This is a genomic window from Nocardia sp. NPDC059228 (assembly GCF_042754245.1).
Taxonomy (GTDB): domain Bacteria; phylum Actinomycetota; class Actinomycetes; order Mycobacteriales; family Mycobacteriaceae; genus Nocardia.
Genome location: NZ_JBHZAL010000050.1, coordinates 1 through 17,400 on the forward strand (window position 1 = coordinate 1; position 17,400 = coordinate 17,400).

The 17,400-nt window shown below is 68.9% G+C and carries 15 protein-coding genes; 14 read left to right on the forward strand and 1 reads right to left on the reverse strand.

The window, feature by feature from the left end:
• Nucleotides 1-378: phosphoenolpyruvate carboxykinase domain-containing protein (locus tag ACFXKA_RS39100; protein WP_379431285.1), on the forward strand; the 378-nt coding region annotated here is incomplete at its 5' end.
• Between the two features lie 2 nt (nucleotides 379-380).
• Complete coding sequence (locus ACFXKA_RS39105; protein WP_379431286.1) at nucleotides 381-761, forward strand: DUF5313 family protein; 381 nt, start codon at nucleotides 381-383, stop codon at nucleotides 759-761.
• Nucleotides 762-773: 12 nt separating this feature from the next.
• Here ACFXKA_RS39105 and ACFXKA_RS39110 read toward each other — a convergent pair whose 3' ends face one another.
• Nucleotides 774-1,820, reverse strand: coding sequence for an extracellular solute-binding protein (locus ACFXKA_RS39110; protein WP_379431287.1), 1,047 nt, complete (start codon nucleotides 1,818-1,820; stop codon nucleotides 774-776).
• A 350-nt stretch (nucleotides 1,821-2,170) separates the two neighbouring features.
• Here ACFXKA_RS39110 and ACFXKA_RS39115 point away from each other — a divergent pair, with 350 nt between their 5' ends.
• From ACFXKA_RS39115 to ACFXKA_RS39170, 12 genes are all read left to right on the forward strand, one after another.
• Nucleotides 2,171-4,381, forward strand: coding sequence for a SulP family inorganic anion transporter (locus ACFXKA_RS39115; protein ID WP_379431288.1), 2,211 nt, complete (start codon nucleotides 2,171-2,173; stop codon nucleotides 4,379-4,381).
• Nucleotides 4,382-4,565: 184 nt separating this feature from the next.
• Nucleotides 4,566-6,773, forward strand: a complete 2,208-nt coding sequence (locus ACFXKA_RS39120) for a SulP family inorganic anion transporter (protein ID WP_379431289.1) — start codon at nucleotides 4,566-4,568, stop codon at nucleotides 6,771-6,773.
• A 264-nt stretch (nucleotides 6,774-7,037) separates the two neighbouring features.
• Nucleotides 7,038-7,817: a (2Fe-2S)-binding protein gene (locus tag ACFXKA_RS39125; protein ID WP_379431290.1), complete on the forward strand. Its 780-nt coding sequence runs from the start codon at nucleotides 7,038-7,040 to the stop codon at nucleotides 7,815-7,817.
• A 486-nt stretch (nucleotides 7,818-8,303) separates the two neighbouring features.
• A complete protein-coding gene (gene thrS / locus ACFXKA_RS39130; RefSeq protein ID WP_379431291.1) occupies nucleotides 8,304-10,361 on the forward strand; it encodes a threonine--tRNA ligase in 2,058 nt (685 codons plus the stop codon).
• Nucleotides 10,358-10,951 carry an HIT domain-containing protein gene (locus tag ACFXKA_RS39135; RefSeq protein ID WP_354837120.1) on the forward strand — a complete coding sequence of 198 codons (594 nt, stop codon included), beginning with the start codon at nucleotides 10,358-10,360 and terminating at the stop codon, nucleotides 10,949-10,951. The genes thrS and ACFXKA_RS39135 overlap by 4 nt, the downstream gene beginning before the upstream one ends.
• Nucleotide 10,952: 1 nt before the next feature.
• Nucleotides 10,953-11,624, forward strand: a complete 672-nt coding sequence (gene pgsA / locus ACFXKA_RS39140) for a phosphatidylinositol phosphate synthase (RefSeq protein WP_354837122.1) — start codon at nucleotides 10,953-10,955, stop codon at nucleotides 11,622-11,624.
• Between the two features lie 20 nt (nucleotides 11,625-11,644).
• Entirely contained in the window at nucleotides 11,645-12,607 is a 963-nt protein-coding gene (locus tag ACFXKA_RS39145) for a phosphatidylinositol mannoside acyltransferase (protein WP_379431306.1), read from the forward strand.
• Nucleotides 12,604-13,728 carry a glycosyltransferase family 4 protein gene (locus ACFXKA_RS39150; protein ID WP_354837124.1) on the forward strand — a complete coding sequence of 375 codons (1,125 nt, stop codon included), beginning with the start codon at nucleotides 12,604-12,606 and terminating at the stop codon, nucleotides 13,726-13,728. Before ACFXKA_RS39145 ends, ACFXKA_RS39150 begins: the two co-directional genes overlap by 4 nt.
• Complete coding sequence (locus tag ACFXKA_RS39155; protein ID WP_379431307.1) at nucleotides 13,728-14,768, forward strand: NUDIX domain-containing protein; 1,041 nt, start codon at nucleotides 13,728-13,730, stop codon at nucleotides 14,766-14,768. The genes ACFXKA_RS39150 and ACFXKA_RS39155 overlap by 1 nt, the downstream gene beginning before the upstream one ends.
• 114 nt (nucleotides 14,769-14,882) lie before the next feature.
• Nucleotides 14,883-15,551, forward strand: coding sequence for a hypothetical protein (locus ACFXKA_RS39160; protein WP_379431292.1), 669 nt, complete (start codon nucleotides 14,883-14,885; stop codon nucleotides 15,549-15,551).
• A 354-nt stretch (nucleotides 15,552-15,905) separates the two neighbouring features.
• Complete coding sequence (gene pdxS, locus ACFXKA_RS39165) at nucleotides 15,906-16,826, forward strand: pyridoxal 5'-phosphate synthase lyase subunit PdxS (protein WP_354837128.1); 921 nt, start codon at nucleotides 15,906-15,908, stop codon at nucleotides 16,824-16,826.
• A gap of 417 nt (nucleotides 16,827-17,243) precedes the next feature.
• Nucleotides 17,244-17,396: a hypothetical protein gene (locus tag ACFXKA_RS39170; RefSeq protein WP_379431293.1), complete on the forward strand. Its 153-nt coding sequence runs from the start codon at nucleotides 17,244-17,246 to the stop codon at nucleotides 17,394-17,396.
• The last annotated feature ends 4 nt before the right edge of the window (nucleotides 17,397-17,400 follow it).

A 17,400-nucleotide genomic window follows, 5' to 3' on the forward strand; every position in this document is an offset into this window, starting at 1 on the left:
GAGCGCGCGGGCGCGCAGCTGCCGAAGATCTTCCAGGTCAACTGGTTCCGGCGCAGCGCCGACGGGAAGTTCCTGTGGCCCGGCTTCGGCGACAACGTGCGCGTGCTGAAGTGGGCACTCGAACGGCTGGACGGCACCGCTCCGGCCGAGCGCACCCCGGTCGGCTTCGTGCCCACCGCCGCCGCGCTCGATCTCGACGGACTCGGCGACGGCTACCGTGGCCTGATCGACGCCGCCCTCACCGTCGATCGCGGCGAATGGGTGCGCGAACTCGAATCGATTGACGAGTGGTACGCCACCATCGGCGGCAACCGTCTGCCCGATGCCCTGCGTGCCGAACTCGCCGCCCTGAAACTCCGCCTGGCCGAGGAAGTCTGACCGTGCGTGACCAGACCAGCCCGAATCCGCTGCAGCGCCTGCGCTACATCTGCGGCGGGAGGCTGCCGCCGGCCATGTCGCAGTGGGTGATCGACGATCTGACCGGGCCGGGGGCGGCGCGGCGCTACATGCTGCGCATCCTCATCCCGATCATCCCGCCGCTGTGCCTGTTCCTGCTCATTCCCGGTCCGCTGTGGATCGGGCTGGCCATGATGGCGCTGCTGTACCTGCCGCTGATCTACTTCACGGCCGCGCTCATGTACGTGTTCCGGCGGGCCCGCCTCACCAAGCACGGCCTGGATCCGGCCCTCGCCGACCAGCGCGAACGCGATCGCGCCGCCGCCGCGCGGGCCGCCTACGAGCGGGCGCACGGCCGCGGCTGAACCCGGGGCGGATCAGCTCAGGTAGCGCTGGGTGAACTCGGTCAGGATGCCGGTGCCGTTGCCCTTCACCTGATCCCAGGAGAAGGGCAGCTGCTTGACCTCGTCGTAGGAGCGGGTGCCGGGTGCGACCGGGACGTCGGTGCGGGCGGGAATCATCTTGTGCGCGGCGGTGATCTGCTGGGCCTCGGGGGTGAACATGTAGTCCACCAGGGCTTTCGCGGCCGCCGGATTGCGGGTGGTGTTCAGGATGAAGACCGGGCGCGGGGTGATGACGGTGCCCGAGGACGGTGAGATGACCCGCAGCGGAACGCCTTTGGCGGCCGCGTCGTAGGCCGCGTAGTCGACGCCGCCGAGGACGACGGCGTAGGCGCCCGCGGTCACCTGGTCGAGGGCGGGGCCGTTGCCGCCGCGCACCACCATGCCATTGTCGAAGAGGGCGTCGAACATGGCCCAGGTGCGGTCCTTGCCCCACGCGCTGACCATGGCGGCCAGCAGGTCCCGGGCGGTGCCGGATTCACGCGGGTCCGGCATGATCACCCGGCCATGGAATTCGGGGGCGGCCAGATCGGCCCAGTCGTTGGGCAGGCGCGGGCTCGCCTTGCTGTTGACCACCATGGTGAGCGCCGACCCGTCCCGGCCGATGAAGCCGTGATCCTTGCCGATCCAGCCGTCGTGCACCCGGTCCGCGCCGTGCGGGGTGTAGGGCAGGGTGCGGCCCTGCAGGTCGTACTCCGCCGCGGGCGTCCACGACGCCAGGTACACCACGTCGGCCTGCGGCTGCGGGCCCTCCTTGTCGAGGATGGCGGTGATCTTGCCGGTTTCGCCGTTGACGACGTGCACCTTCACCCCGGACGCCCGGGTGAACCCGGCCAGCAGGTCATCGGTGAGGTCCTGCGGATTCGCCGAGTACAGGGTGAGCTGCCCGGACAGCCCGGGCGGCGGGGTCCACGAACTGGTCACGGCGGGAACGGATGCCGGTTCGGCATGCGTGCCGCAACCGGTGGTCGCGAGCGTGGCGGCGGCGACGGCCGCGATGACAGCGCGGCGGGGGAGCGACATTCCGCGGAACCCTTTCCGAAGGACCCCGTCTCACTTCGGGTTCCACAGCAATCTGGCGCGAGAGATTAGGCAGCGTCTCTGACTCGGCAGGGTGCGCCGGGTGAACACCCGGTGACATCTCGGACCGCGGCGATCCTTTTACGCGGTGCAGTGAGCTGTGTCACAGTTTGATAGCGGTTCGCCTCAACTGTCGCAAACGTTTTTCATTTCTTTTGCACTGTCTTTACGATTACCGGCGATCTGCCAAGCGTCGTGGTTCTCCAGCCTCGCCCGCCGCTGCCTCTCGATTCGATGCCAGTACATGTTGACCGATGAACCGGGCGGCCCTGCCGTGCCGGCGAAGGAGAGATATGTCCACCGACACCGATCAGCCTCGACGGACGTCGCTTCCCGGCTTCGCCGCCCTGGTGCGCCACGATCTACCTGCCTCGATCGTCGTCTTCCTGGTCTCCCTGCCGCTGTCCATCGGCATCGCCGTCGCCATGGGCGCGCCGGTCGCCGCCGGACTCATCGCCGCGGTGGTGGGCGGCGTGGTCGCCGGACTCTTCGGCGGATCGACCCTCCAGGTCAGCGGGCCCACCGCCTCGCTGACCGTGGTGGTCGCCGAATCCATCACCCAATTCGGCTGGGCCGCTACCTGTTTCATCACCATCCTGGCCGGTGGCCTGCAGATTCTGTTCGGGCTCAGCCGGATCGCACGCGGGGTGCTGGCCATCGCGCCGGTGGTGGTGCACGCCATGCTCGCCGGAATCGGCATCGTCATCGCGCTCGAACAGGTGCATGTGCTCATGGGCGGCGATTCGCTGACCTCGTCCTGGGACGCCATCGTCGCGCTGCCGCACCAGCTGGCCTCGGTTCACCCCGGTGACCTGTGCATCGGACTGGTCGTCATCGCCATCCTGCTCGGCTGGCGGCGGCTGCCCGAACCGGCCACCCGGGTGCCGGCGCCATTGGTCGCGGTGGTGGTCGCGACCCTGCTGGCGCGCGTGCTGCCGGTGCGGGTCGAGCGCATCACGCTCAATGGCTCACTGCCGGCGGAACTGCATCTGCCCCAGGTGCCGCACGGCAGCTGGGCCACGGTGGCGCTGATGGCGGTGACCATCGCGCTCATCGCCAGCGTGGAGACCCTGCTATCGGCCGTGGCGGTGGACCGGATGCGCCAGAACTCCAGGCGCCGAACGGATCTGGACCGCGAGCTGCTCGGTCAGGGCGCGGCCAACATCGTCTCCGGACTGATCGGCGGCCTGCCGGTGGCGGCGGTCATCGTGCGCAGCATCACGAATGTCAAAGCGGGAGCGCGCACCAAGGCCTCGACCATGCTGCACGGGCTGTGGATCCTGCTCTTCTCGGTGGCGCTGGTCGACGTGGTGCGCTCGATTCCCAAGGCGGCGCTGGCCGGACTGCTCATCGTGGTCGGCATCCAGCTCATCAAACTCGCCCACATCCGGCGCGCCCAGCGCACCGGCGACCTGGTGGTGTACGCCGCCACCGCCTTCGTGGTGGTGTTCTGGAATCTGTTGCTGGGCATGCTGGTCGGGCTCGCACTGGCCTTCGGCCTGCTGCTGTGGCGAGTGGTGCGGGTGTCGGTGGCGGCCGAGGAGGTGGACGCGCGGCGCTGGCGGGTCACCGTCGACGGCAGCTTCACCTTCCTGGCGCTGCCCAAGCTCGCCGCCGAACTCGCCAAGGTGCCCGGCAGCGCCGAGGTGGTGGTCGAGATGACCGTCGACTTCATGGACCACGCCGCCTACGACGCGGTGCAGGACTGGGTGGACCAGCACCGGAGTGCAGGCGGCACAGTCGAATTCGTGGAGGTCGGCGCGGTGCGCATGGCCGATGTCGCCGACGGGCCGCCCGCCCGCGGGCACTCCCGGCACCTGCTGAACGAGGTCCTCGGGCCCTGGCGGCGCACCGCCACCGACGTGGACCCGATCGTCGCCGGCGTGGCCGCCTATCACCGTAGCCACGCGCACGTCGTGCGCCCGCACCTCGGGGTGCTGCGCGACGGTCAGGAACCGGACTCGCTTTTCGTCACGTGTGCCGACTCCCGCATCGTGCCGAACGTGATCACCAACAGCGGTCCGGGCGACCTGTTCACGGTGCGCAATGTGGGCAACCTGATTCCGCGTGACGCCCAGGACGCGTCGATGGAGGCCGCGCTCATCTACGCCCTCGACAAGCTGGATGTCCGCTCGGTGGTCGTGTGCGGGCACTCCGGGTGCGGCGCCATGGGCGCGCTGCACAGCGAACTGGTCACCGGGTCTCAGCTCGACGACTGGCTCGCGCATGCCCGGCCCAGCCTCGAGCGCTTCCGGCTCGGGCATCCGGTCGCGGTGGCCGCGGCGGCGGCCGGGTTCGGTCCGGTCGATCAGCTCGGCATGGTGAATGTGGCGGTGCAGCTGGAAACGCTGTACGCGCATCCGGTGGTGCGCCGCGGCGTGCAGGAGCGCGGTGTGGTGCTCTCGGGCCTGTTCTTCGATATCGCCACCGCGCGCGTGGTGGAGGTAACCGTGGACGGGATCGCCGAGATCGATGACGTCGGGCGGGTGGCCCAACCCGCGTGACGGCCGGGGAAGAAGGGGTGTGGGCCCGAGAGGGTTCACACCCCTTTCCCGTTGGGGCCCATCTTTCTCAGATTTTGATAAGTCTTTACCTTTAGTCTTGGCTCTGCTCGTCCGGTGAGTCTGCGGCCAGAGCTGTCCGCAGCCTTTATTCGATGCCCCCTGTACATGCTCGCTGAGGAGCGAAATGTCTCGCGACACCGATTCACCGCCAGGCAGAACCGACGGCCGGCTCGACAGCCTGCTGCGTCATGATCTTCCTGCATCCCTTGTCGTCTTTCTCGTCGCACTGCCGCTCTCGCTCGGCATTGCGGTCGCCTCCGGCGCACCCATCGCCGCCGGACTCATTGCCGCCGTGGTCGGCGGCCTCGTGGTCGGCCTGCTCGGCGGTTCACCGCTGCAGGTCAGCGGGCCCGCGGCCGGCCTGACCGTGGTGGTCGCCTCCACCATCAACGAATTCGGCTGGAAGACAGCCTGTTTCATCACCGCGCTGGCCGGTGTGCTGCAAATCCTGTTCGGGCTCAGCCGCATTGCCCGCGCCGCGCTGGCCATCGCGCCGGTCGTGGTGCACGCCATGCTCGCCGGTATCGGCGTCACCATCGCGCTGCAGCAATTCCATGTGCTGCTCGGCGGCACCTCGCAGAGCTCCGCGTGGGAGAACCTGAAGGAACTGCCGAACCAGCTGCTCAACCTGCACGGCGACGACTTCGTCGTCGGCCTGGTGGTCATCGCCATCATGCTCAGCTGGAAGTACGTGCCGGGCAAACTGAAGGTGCTGCCCGGCCCTCTGATCGCCGTGATCGCCGGCACCGTGCTGTCGCTGGTGCTGCCCGGTGATCCGGAGCGAATCGTGTTGAGCGGCTCGCTGTTCGACGCCATCGGCCTGCCCGACCTGCCCTCCGGCGAGTGGGGTGAGGTGGTGCTCGCGGCACTGACCATCGCCCTGATCGCCAGCGTGGAGAGCCTGCTGTCGGCGGTCGCCGTGGACAAGATGCACACCGGCGCGCGCACCAACTTCGACCGCGAACTGGTCGGGCAGGGCGCGGCCAATGTGATCTCCGGCGGCCTCGGCGGCCTGCCCGTCACCGGCGTCATCGTGCGCAGCGCCACCAATGTGCAGGCCGGCGCCCGCTCGCGCGCCTCGGCCTTCCTGCACGGCATCTGGATCCTGGTGTTCTCGGTGGCGCTGGTCGGCCTGGTGCAGCAGATTCCCAAATCGGCCCTGGCCGGTCTGCTCATCGTGGTCGGCATCCAGCTGGTCAAGCTCGCCCATATCAAGCTGGCCCGGCGCACCGGCGACCTGCTGGTGTACCTGGTGACCGTGTTCGGCGTGGTGTTCCTGAACCTGCTCGAGGGCGTCATCATCGGCCTGGCGCTGGCCTTCGGCCTGCTGCTGTGGCGGGTCGTGCGCGTCTCGGTGACCGCCGGCGAGGTGGCCGGCACCGATCGCTGGCTGGTCAGCATCGACGGCACCTGCACGTTCCTGGCCCTGCCGAAACTGTCCTCGGAACTGGTCAAGGTGCCCGGCGGGACCGACGTGCTGGTCGAGATGAGCGTCGACTTCCTCGACCACGCCGCCTACGAGGCCATCCACGACTGGGCGGGCCAGCACGAAAGTACCGGCGGCACAGTCGAATTCGTGGAACTCGGCACCGCCCGCATGGCGCACGCCCTGACGGGCCCGCCGGTGCGCGGGCGCGCCCGCACCCTGCTCGACGATGTGCTGCGCCCCTGGCGTGAGGACGACGGCAACCCGATCACCCAGGGCGTGGCCGCCTTCCATCAGCGCAACGCCCACCTGGTGCGCCCGCACCTGGACGAGCTACGCGACGGGCAGAACCCGCACTCGCTCTTCCTGACCTGCGCGGATTCGCGGATCGTGCCCAACATGATCACCAACAGCGGTCCCGGTGACATGTTCACCATCCGCAATGTCGGCAACCTGGTGGTCCCCGGCGGCCGCGACAGTTCCATCGAGGCGGCGCTCGCCTTCGCCATCGACGATCTGGTCGTGGACAACGTCGTGGTCTGCGGTCACTCCGCGTGCGGGGCGATGAAGGCACTGGTCGCGGGCGGGCCCACCGGACCCGGCCTGGGCAACTGGCTGGTCCACGGCCGGGCCAGCCTGGATCGCTTCCACTCCGGCGACCCGGTCGCCGCCGCGGCGGCGCGTGCCGGATTCGGGGTGGACGACCAGCTGTCCATCGTGAATGTGGCCGTCCAGCTGGACACGCTGCGCGCCCACCCGGTGGTCCGGCGGGCGATCCTGGAACGCGGCCTCGAGGTCTCCGGCCTGTTCTTCGACATCGGGACCGCCCGAGTCCTGGAGGTCACCGCCACGGGCATCCGGGAAATCGAGGCACCCGAGCTATCGGCGTTGGCCCATACCCACTGATAGCGCCCACCCTGCGATGGTGCGGGCTTCCCGTTCGGGAATGCCCGCACCATTGTGTTTTCCGGGTGGCGATCCGGCCGGTACTCGCCGCCGGGCGCGTCGGCGCGGTGCGGGAGCCCGCGCGGCATACGCTGAGCGCGCCTCGCGGCATCGCGAGTCGAACGGGTGCGCCGGGGGTCGCGGGGGAGCGGCCCACATCGGCGCGAAAACGTGACATCGTGGGTAGTAATCACCGTGGATCGGCCGGATCGGAGTCGAATGGAAATGGTTGCGCAGCCCCCCGTTTCACAGGCGCTGGTGCCGGGCACCGACCTACTGCGACCACAGTGGCTGGCCGAGCGGATCGCCGACATGGGAATCTCGTGGGGGACTGCCAACACGCGAGTGTCGGGGACGCTGTGGTGGTGCATGGCGGCCTCGTCGCTGGTGGATCCGATCGTCGCGGCCATCGCGAGCGGGCGGCCCGCCTTCGACCCTGCGCTCGAGCACATCGCCCTGGAGATCCGGCCCGACGGCGGCGTGGAGCGGGTGCTGCCGGAACCGCGCGGCTACCTCGTCGGCGCGGGTCCGCTGCCCATCGAATCCTGGTCTCCGATCGCGCCATCGCCGCGATCCGGGGAGGCCGCGGGCCCGGCGAGTGGCGGTCCGGTGGTGCCCGCCGAGGACGCGGACGCCGAGTCCGGAGGCTGCTGTGCGACGGCGTCCGTCGGACATGCGTTGCGGCACACGCTGTCTCGCGTGATTCCGGTGGTGGCCGAGGTGTCCGGCGCGGGCGCGGCCTCGCTGTGGGCGATCGTGGCCGACGCCATCGGCAACCGCGCGCTCGACATCGGGGCCGAGGCTGCCGGTGCTCGCCTGGCCCGCGACGTCGCGGGCCGGCTGCCGGTGCCACGGTTCCAGGACGTCGGCGGCCGCACCTTCGTCCGCCGCATCTCCTGCTGCCTGGTCTTCGAGGTGCCGGGCTGCGAGATGTGCACCAGCTGCCCCAAACGCCCCGCCCCCGAACGCGAAGCCCTGCTCGCCGAGGTCGCCGCGCGGGGCTGACGGCCCGGTCGAGCGCGTCGGCGCGACCGTGCCCGCCCGCAGCCGCCACTCCGGCTGCCCGAAACCTCCTGCGGCGCAGGACAAGCGCATACGTCCGAGGTCGCCGCACGCGGGTGGCGGCCTCGGCGCCGCGGTGAATTCGCTTGCCGTGCCGGTGCGGTCGCCCGGAGAATCATGCCGTCGACCTGCCCGGGAGCGCTGGACTCCGCGGTTCGGGACGATCTTGTTCCACAGGTGCCGCCGGATCCTCGATTCTTCGTGCTGATCGGGTGTTTCACCTGGTCACCGGGGCGGGATCGCCTCCGGCCGGGACCCGCGCGGTGGTGGGCGACGCGGCGGGGCCGGTCCATCGGCGCGCGGTGACAACCGTGCCGATAGAGTGGTGCCGCCGGGGCTCTGCCCTTCACGAAGGGGGTGCCCGGTCATCCAGTCCAACCTGTACGGCGGATCGACCACCCGCCGTGAACCGCCAAGGAGTGTCCAGCCGTGACCACCTCACCCCAGCAGACCCCAGTCGCCCGCGTCCGGGTTACGGCTGGGACTACCGCCGGGGCCGCGGTGCGCGAGGCGGACCTGCCGAGCAAGGGCCCGGCCGCGGTCATCGTGGTGCGGGACGCCGAGGGCGCGCTCAAGGACCTGTCCTGGGTGCCCGAGCTCGACACCGAGGTCGAGGTCGTCACCGCCGATTCCCCGGACGGGCGCAATGTGATCCGGCACTCGGCCGCGCACGTGCTGGCCCAGGCGGTGCAGCAGGAGTTCCCCGAGGCCAAGCTGGGCATCGGCCCGTTCATCAAGGACGGCTTCTACTACGACTTCCAGGTCGACCGCCCCTTCACCCCCGAGGATCTGGCCAAGCTGGAGTCCCGGATGAAGAAGATCATCAAAGGCGCGCAGCGGTTTTCGCGCCGGGTGGTCGAGGTCGACGAGGCCCGCGTCGAGCTGGCCAAGGAGCCGTTCAAGCTCGAGCTCATCTCCGACAAGTCGGGCATCGACGATCCGGAGGTCATGGAGGTCGGCGGCAAAGAGCTGACCATCTACGACAACCTGGACCCGCGCACCGGCGAGAAGCTGTGGGGCGACCTGTGCCGCGGCCCGCACATCCCGACCACCAAGTACATTCCGGCCTTCAAGCTGACCCGCTCCTCGGCCGCCTACTGGCGTGGTGACCAGTCCCGCGAGGACCTGCAGCGCATCTACGGCACCGCCTGGGAATCCAGCGAGGCGCTGGACGAGCATCTGCGCTTGCTCGAGGAGGCCGAGAAGCGCGACCACCGCAAGCTCGGCCTGGAACTGGACCTGTTCTCCTTCCCCGACGAGCTCGGTTCCGGCCTGCCGGTGTTCCACCCCAAGGGCGGCATCATCCGCAAGGAGCTCGAGGACTACTCGCGCCGCCGCCACATCGCCGCCGGCTACGAGTTCGTCAACACGCCGCACATCACCAAGGGCCACCTGTTCGAGGTCTCCGGCCACCTGGACTGGTACCGCGACGGCATGTTCCCGGCCATGCACCTCGACGCCGAACTCAACGAGGACGGCTCGGTACGCAAGCCCGGCCAGGACTACTACGTCAAGCCGATGAACTGCCCGATGCACAACCTGATCTTCCGGTCGCGCGGGCGCTCCTACCGTGAACTGCCGTTGCGCATGTTCGAATTCGGCTCGGTCTACCGCTACGAGAAGTCCGGCGTCGTGCACGGCCTGACCCGGGTGCGCGGCATGACCCAGGACGACGCGCACATCTACTGCACCAAGGAGCAGATGCACGCGGAGCTGACCAACACCCTGCAGTTCGTGCTCTCGCTGCTGCGCGACTACGGCCTCGACGACTTCTACCTGGAGCTGTCCACCAAGGACCCGCAGAAGTTCGTGGGCTCCGACGAGCTGTGGGAGGAGGCCACCGAGACCCTGCGCAAGGTGGCCACCGACTCCGGCCTGGAGTTGGTGCCGGATCCGGGCGGGGCCGCGTTCTACGGCCCGAAGATCTCGGTCCAGGCCAAGGACGCGCTCGGCCGCACCTGGCAGATGTCCACCATCCAGCTGGACTTCAACCTGCCCGAGCGTTTCGAGCTGGAGTACACCGGCTCCGACGGCGCCAAGCACCGCCCCGTCATGATCCACCGTGCGCTCTTCGGCTCCATCGAACGCTTCTTCGGCGTGCTCACCGAGCACTACGCGGGCGCGTTCCCGGCCTGGCTGGCACCGGTGCAGGTGGTCGGCATCCCGGTCGCCGAGACCTTCGCCGAGCACCTGGACGGCGTGATCGAACGCCTGCAGGACAACGGCATTCGCGCCGAGGTCGACCGCAGCGACGACCGCATGCAGAAGAAGATCTTCAACCAGACCGCGCAGAAGGTGCCGTTCATGCTGCTGGCTGGCGCGCGCGATGTGGAGAGCGGCGCGGTCAGCTTCCGCTTCCGCGACGGCACCCAGGTCAACGGCGTGCCCGTGGCCGACGCGGTGGCCACCATCGTGGACTGGATCGGGCGCCGCGAGAACGAGTCGCCGACCGCGGAGGGCTTCGAGATCCGCAAGGCGGATCGATGAGTGAATGGATTGCCCCCGTGTCCGAGCAGATCGTGGATACCGGTGCCGGGGATCCGGACCGCCTGCAGCGGTTGTGGACCCCGTACCGGATGTCCTACATCACCGGCGAGGCCGAGGATACGAAGATCGACGCGGCCAAGAAGACCGGGCACCCCTTCACCGACATTCCGGAGATGTCGGACGAGGACGGCCTGATCGTCGCGCGTGGCGAATGGGTGTACGCGGTGCTGAACCTGTACCCGTACAACCCGGGCCACATGATGGTGGTGCCCTACCGCCGGGTCGCCAACCTCGAGGACCTGACCACCGAGGAGAGCGCCGAGCTGATGGCGTTCACCCAGCAGGCGATCCGGGTGATGAAGCAGGTGTCGCGGCCCGAGGGCTTCAATGTCGGCCTGAATCTCGGTGGCGTTGCCGGTGGTTCACTCGCCGATCACCTGCATCAACATATCGTGCCGCGCTGGAGTGGGGACGCGAACTTCATTACCGTCGTCGGCGGAGTGAAGGTGATGCCGCAGCTGCTCCGGGAAACCCGGGCGCTGCTGGCACAGGCGTGGAAGGAAGCCGACGCATGGAAGGACGCGGGATAGCGTGCTGAGCTTCTTCGGTCGCGAGACGTTCGCCAAAGCGACTGCGCCCCTGGGCAAAGCGCTGGTGAGCACTGGGCTCACGCCCGATGCGATGACGCTCATCGGCACCACCGCCTCGATCGTCGCGGCGGTGACCCTGTTCCCGACCGATCACCTGTTCTGGGGAACGATGGTGATCTGGCTGTTCGTCATGTTCGACATGCTGGACGGGGCCATGGCCCGCGCCCGGGGCGGCGGCACGAAATACGGTGCGGTGCTGGACGCCACGTGTGACCGCGTGGCCGACGGCGCCATCTTCGCGGGGCTGGCCTGGTGGTCGGTGTACCACGCGAACTCCAAGCATCTGTTCGTGGCCACCCTGGTGGTGCTGGTGACCTCGCAGGTCATCTCGTACGCGAAGGCGCGGGCGGAGGCCAGCGGGCTGTCGGCCGACGGCGGCCTGATCGAGCGGCCCGACCGGCTGGTCATCGTGCTGGTCGGCGCCGGATTCACCGGTATCGGCGGCTATTTCGGCATCACCTGGCTGTCGTACGCGGTGTACGCGGCCATGTACGCGCTGGCCGTGCTCAGCATCATCACCGTCTTCCAGCGGGTGCTGGCGGTGCGCAATTCCCCCGGCGCCCGTGACATCATCGCCCCGACGGCGAAGGCTCCGGAGGAACCGCAGCGGTGACAACCGATTTCACGTCCGCGATGACCGACAAGGCGTACGCGGCCGGGTGGCGGCTTGTCCGCGGACTGCCGGAGGGCATGGCGCGCAAGGGCTTCGACGCGGGCGCGAACGCCGTCGCCCGGCGATCGAACCGGAAGGCGCACCGCGGGCACCCGAACCAGCTGCGCCGCAACCTCGCCCGCGTGCTGGGCACGACACCCGAGGCGGTGCCGGACGGCCTGATCGCGGCGAGTATGCGGTCCTATGCCCGCTATTGGCGCGAGGCGTTCCGGCTGCCGTCGATGGACCACACCGCGCTCGGACAGCTGCACGTGCACGGGGTCGAACACCTGGACGCGGCGCTGGCCCGGGGCAAGGGTGTGCTGCTGGTGCTGCCGCACTCGGGCAACTGGGATATGGCCGGGGTCTGGCTGGTGCAGAACTACGGCCAGTTCTCCACGGTCGCAGAGCGTTTGAAGCCGGAGTCGCTGTTCGAGCGGTTCGTCGAGTACCGGGAGAGCCTGGGCTTCGAGGTGTTCCCGCTGACCGGCGGCGAGCAGCCGCCGTTCCCGCAGCTGGCCGATCGGCTGCGGGACAACAAGATGGTCTGCCTGATGGGGGAGCGCGACCTCACCGGCAAGGGGGTGCCGGTCACCATGTTCGGTGAACGCACCTGGCTGCCCGCCGGCGCGGCCAAGCTGGCCGCCGACACCGGTGCCGCGCTGCTGCCCGTGCACTGCTGGTTCACCACCGCGGCCGACGGCCGCGAGGGCTGGGGCATGCAGGTCTTCGAGGCGCTGGATCTGTCCGGGGGCGTGGCACCCGCCACCCAGGCGCTGACCGACGTGTTCGCCGCCAATATCGCCGCCCATCCGGCGGACTGGCACATGCTGCAACCCCTGTGGGAAAGCGACCTGTCGCAGGCCAGACTGGAACGTATCGCCGCTGCGCAACAGGCGCTGGGCTATGACGCGCAGGGGTCGCAGGGAACAGGGGCGCTATGAGAATCGGCATGGTCTGCCCGTATTCGTTCGATGTGCCGGGCGGGGTGCAAGCCCATGTCGTGGAGCTGGCACAGGTGCTCATCGAGCGCGGCCACAAGGTGAGCGTGCTCGCGCCCGCCGCCGACGACACGCCGCTGCCCGATTTCGTGGTGTCGGCGGGCAAGGCCGTGGCCATCCCCTACAACGGTTCGGTCGCGCGACTGTCCTTCGGGCCCACCGCCTATACCCGGATCCGCCGCTGGATCGCCGAGAACGACTTCGACGTCCTGCACATCCACGAACCCAACGCACCCAGCCTGTCCATGCTGGCGCTGAAGATCGCGGAGGGGCCGATCGTGGCCACCTTCCACACCTCGACCACGAAGTCGCTGGTGCTGAGCACTTTTCAGGGTGTGCTGCGGCCGTACCACGAGAAGATCAGCGGCCGGATCGCGGTGAGCGAGCTGGCGCGGCGCTGGCAGGTGGAGGCGCTGGGCGGGGACGCGGTCGAGATCCCCAACGGCGTCGACGTGCCCGCGTTCGCGCACGCGCCGCTGCTGGCCGGGTATCCGCGCGCGGGGAAGTCGGTGCTGTTCCTGGGCCGGTTCGACGAGCCGCGCAAGGGCATGGAGGTGCTGCTCGGCGCGCTGCCGGAACTGGTGCGCCGGCATCCGGGGCTCGAGCTCCTGATCGTCGGCCGCGGTGACGAGGACCGGCTGCGTCGCGAGGCCGGGGAGAACGCGGGACACCTGCGCTTCCTCGGTCAGGTGTCGGATGCCGAGAAGGCCTCGGCCATGCGCAGTGCCGATGTCTATGTCGCGCCCAATCTCGGCGGTGAGAGCTTCGGCATCGTGCTGGTCGAGGCCATGGCCGCCGGGACCGCCGTGGTGGCCAGCGATCTGGACGCCTTCCGCCGCGTGCTGCGCGACGGCACCGCGGGCCAGCTGGTGCCGGTCGGGGACTCGGCGCGGCTGGGCGAGGCGATCAGCGGCATGCTGACCGACGACGCCCGGCGCGAGGAGTTCATCCGCACCGCGAATCAGGTTGTCGGCGAATATGATTGGCCGGTCGTGGCCGAGCAGATCCTGCGGGTGTACGAGACCGTGACCGTTGGCGACGTGCGTGTCAGGACCGCCGGATGATCACCTTCTCCGCGACGACCATCCTGGTCCTCGCCCTCGTCGCGGCCCTCATCGTCACCGCCGCGGTCTGGGCCTTCACCACCGCCAACCGCCTCGACCGCCTGCACGTGCGCACCGACCAGGCCCGCCACGCGCTCGACGCGGCGCTGGCCCGGCGCGCGGTGGTGGGGCGCTCGGTGGCCACCACCCTGGCCGGGCTCTACGATCCGTCCCTGGTCGAGCAGGCCCGCCGGCTGACCGCCCTGGCCGACCGCGCCGAACGCTCCAACTGGCGCGACCGCGAAACCGTCGAGAACCAGCTCGCCGCCGCCCTGTCCGCGGTCGACATCGCGCTGCTGCCACCCCAGCTGGTGGCCGAGCTCGCCGATGCCGAGGCCCGGGTCCTCATCGCCCGCCGCTTCCACAACGACGCGGTCCGCGACACCCTCGCCCTGCGGACCCGCCGCCTGGTCCGCTGGCTGCACCTCGGCGGTACCGCACCGCTGCCGACCTACTTCGAGATCGCCGAACGGGTCACCCCCGCCGCCTCCACCGGCCTCGACGTCGACACCGTCCGCACCTCGGCCCGCGTGGTCCTGGTCGACGAGAACGACCGGGTCCTGCTGCTGCAGGGCGTCGACCCCAAGGTCCCCGACGTCCCGTTCTGGTTCACCATCGGCGGCGGCGTCAACCCCGGGGAAACCCTGCGCGAGGCCGCGATCCGCGAGCTCTACGAGGAAACCGGCCACGCCGCCGACTCCTCGGCCCTGCGCGGCCCGCTCTGGCGCCGGGTAGCGGTGTTCCCCTTCAACGGCGAACTCATCCGCTCCGAGGAACTCTTCTTCGCGCTGCGTGCCAAGGCGTTCGACCCGGTTCCCACCAACCTCGACTACATCGAACGCCGCTCCATCACCGGCAGCAAATGGTGCACCCCCACCGACATCGCCCAGATCGACCACTCCGGCGAGACCGTCTACCCCTACCACCTCGACCACCTCCTCGCCGAGGCCATCGCGGCCGCCGACTCGGAGATCGACCCGGAAGTCCGCTCCATCCGCTGACAACCGCCGGCCCCGGTCCGGTGGGTGGGATCGGTGGCTGAAAGCTCGCATTCCGGGCCGCGGTCGGGGCTACGGTAGGGCGATCAATGGTGATCTGTGGCAAGGACTTACGGCATGAAGTTGATGTATGTGTTGTGGGGTGCGGGGCTGGGGGAGCGGCTGCGGGGCGAGGAGCTGCGCAAAGAGCTGGCCGGGGTGGGGGTGACGGCCTATCAGGTGAATGTGCGGGATGCCGATGTCGAGGCCGCGCAGGTGAAGCACACCACCTATGACGCGCCGATCGACGCCATCGTGAGCGTGTGGACCGAGGGCGAGCACGCGGCGGTCACCGATGTGCTGCGGACGGCGGCGGACGACGTGAACGGCTGGGTCGTGGACGAGCGCCGGCCCATCGAGCCGCCGGTGATCGAGGACGGGGTGCGGACCGACGCGCTGGCGAATATCGCGATTCTGCGGATTCCCGAGGACCTGACGCGCGAGGAGTGGCTGCATCGGTGGCACGTCCTGCACACGCCAGTGGCTATCGAGACGCAGGACACGTTCGGCTATGTCCAGAACACCGTCACCGAGGCGATCACCGACGGCAAGCGAGTCGACGCCCTCGTCGAGGAACTGTTCCCGATGGCGGCCATGACCAGCGCACATGCCTTCTACGGCAGCGGCGGGGACGACGCGGAACTGCAGCGGCGCGTGACGGCCATGATGGAGAGCGTCGTCCGCTTCGGCGCGCACCTGAACCTGGATCTGGTGCCCACGAGCCGCTACCTCTATACCCTGGGCTGACCGGCGGCTTCCCGGACCCTCCGTGATCTATGGCGCAATCTCCGCTAGGGTCCCTGGGAAGGTTTGCCGCGCAACGGAATCGGCGAACCGTGTGTGGAAGGTGGAAAATTCTTCGTGTCTTACCTGCTCTATGACTTCCTGGAGCCGTTGATGGGTCCGGCCGCGGCCGAGTACTGGGCGACGATTTTCGTCGTCGGACCGCTGTAGTAGCGACGCGGTAACCCTGGCGCTGTGACGCCCGTCATCCCGTGCGGGGCGGGCAGTCCAGTCGTGTTGGACTGGCTATGAAGTGGCCTGAAAGCGCCGCCTAGAATCGACCTGTTCGATTCCGAGCGATCCGACCGATTGGCCCACATGACCCAGGAGTTTGCCGTGACCACGCCCGACACCACCCCCACCATCGGTACCGCCCGCGTCAAGCGCGGCATGGCCGAGATGCTGAAGGGCGGTGTGATCATGGATGTCGTCACGCCGGAGCAGGCCAAGATCGCCGAGGATGCCGGTGCCGTCGCGGTCATGGCGCTGGAGCGGGTCCCCGCCGACATTCGCGCCCAGGGTGGCGTGTCCCGCATGTCGGATCCGGACATGATCGACGGCATCATCAACGCCGTCTCCATCCCCGTCATGGCGAAGGCCCGCATCGGTCACTTCGTCGAGGCGCAGATCCTGCAGTCGCTGGGTGTCGACTACATCGACGAGTCCGAGGTGCTGACCCCCGCCGACTACGCCAACCACATCGACAAGTTCGCCTTCACCGTCCCGTTCGTGTGTGGCGCGACCAACCTGGGCGAGGCGCTGCGCCGAATCACCGAGGGCGCGGCCATGATCCGTTCCAAGGGTGAGGCCGGCACCGGCGACGTCTCCAACGCCACCACCCACATGCGCAAGATCCGCGACGAGATCCGCCGCCTGACCTCGCTGCCCAAGGACGAGCTCTACGTCGCCGCCAAGGAACTGCAGGCCCCCTACGAGCTGGTCGCCGAGGTCGCCGAGACCGGCAAGCTCCCCGTCGTGCTGTTCACCGCGGGCGGCATCGCCACCCCCGCCGACGCCGCCATGATGATGCAGCTCGGCGCCGAGGGCGTGTTCGTCGGCTCGGGCATCTTCAAGTCCGGCAACCCGGCCGAGCGTGCCGCCGCCATCGTCAAGGCCACCACCTTCCACGACGACCCCGACGTCCTGGCCAAGGTCTCGCGCGGCCTGGGCGAGGCCATGGTCGGCATCAATGTCGAGGAGATCCCCCAGCCCCACCGCCTCGCCGAGCGCGGCTGGTAATCGGCTCCGGCCGGTAAACGGCTCCGCGACAATCTGATTCGTCATCGCCGGGTGGTCTTCGAACCACCCGGCGATCGTCGTTCACTTGCTCCCGGTGATATCGCTCAGATCCGTTTGCCGAAGTCGGCAGAGCGAGGATCTCAGGTGATTTCGTCGTTGCTTTGTGCGCTGTTCCGCAATTGCATTGTGCACGAGTGACCTTCGGCCCATGTCAGGTTGCGGGATGGGTGCTAAGCGCCAAGGACCGTCGACGTGGGACGCGCGGTGCTCCGGGCCCGGCCATACCGGTGGCTACCTGCGTGCATACCGTTCAGCAAACTCCGGCAAATTGTTTCGGACTGTACTGCGGCAAATTTACTACCTGGTACTTCCTCGCTCTCGTCTCGACCATCAGCGCCGCGCTGATCATGGGCGCCGGTGGCGGAGGGCACCGCGGTGACCTTCTCGCTGGCCGCGGAACTGTCGGGCCTCGAGAAGCTGCTCATGAACGGCCCGGTCCAGAAGACCATGACCGCAGAGGTTTCCGGCCCGGATCGCGCCAAGGCCCTGCTCGAGTCCGGCACGGCCTGACCAC

Coding starts and splice junctions, on each gene's coding strand:
- ACFXKA_RS39110 (WP_379431287.1), bottom strand. CDS start 1,820: ATGTCGCTCCCCCGCCGCGCTGTCATCGCGGCCGTCGCCGCCGCCACG.
- ACFXKA_RS39115 (WP_379431288.1), top strand. CDS start 2,171: ATGTCCACCGACACCGATCAGCCTCGACGGACGTCGCTTCCCGGCTTC.
- ACFXKA_RS39120 (WP_379431289.1), top strand. CDS start 4,566: ATGTCTCGCGACACCGATTCACCGCCAGGCAGAACCGACGGCCGGCTC.
- ACFXKA_RS39125 (WP_379431290.1), top strand. CDS start 7,038: ATGGTTGCGCAGCCCCCCGTTTCACAGGCGCTGGTGCCGGGCACCGAC.
- ACFXKA_RS39135 (WP_354837120.1), top strand. CDS start 10,358: ATGAGTGAATGGATTGCCCCCGTGTCCGAGCAGATCGTGGATACCGGT.
- ACFXKA_RS39145 (WP_379431306.1), top strand. CDS start 11,645: ATGACCGACAAGGCGTACGCGGCCGGGTGGCGGCTTGTCCGCGGACTG.
- ACFXKA_RS39150 (WP_354837124.1), top strand. CDS start 12,604: ATGAGAATCGGCATGGTCTGCCCGTATTCGTTCGATGTGCCGGGCGGG.
- ACFXKA_RS39160 (WP_379431292.1), top strand. CDS start 14,883: ATGAAGTTGATGTATGTGTTGTGGGGTGCGGGGCTGGGGGAGCGGCTG.
- pdxS (WP_354837128.1), top strand. CDS start 15,906: ATGACCCAGGAGTTTGCCGTGACCACGCCCGACACCACCCCCACCATC.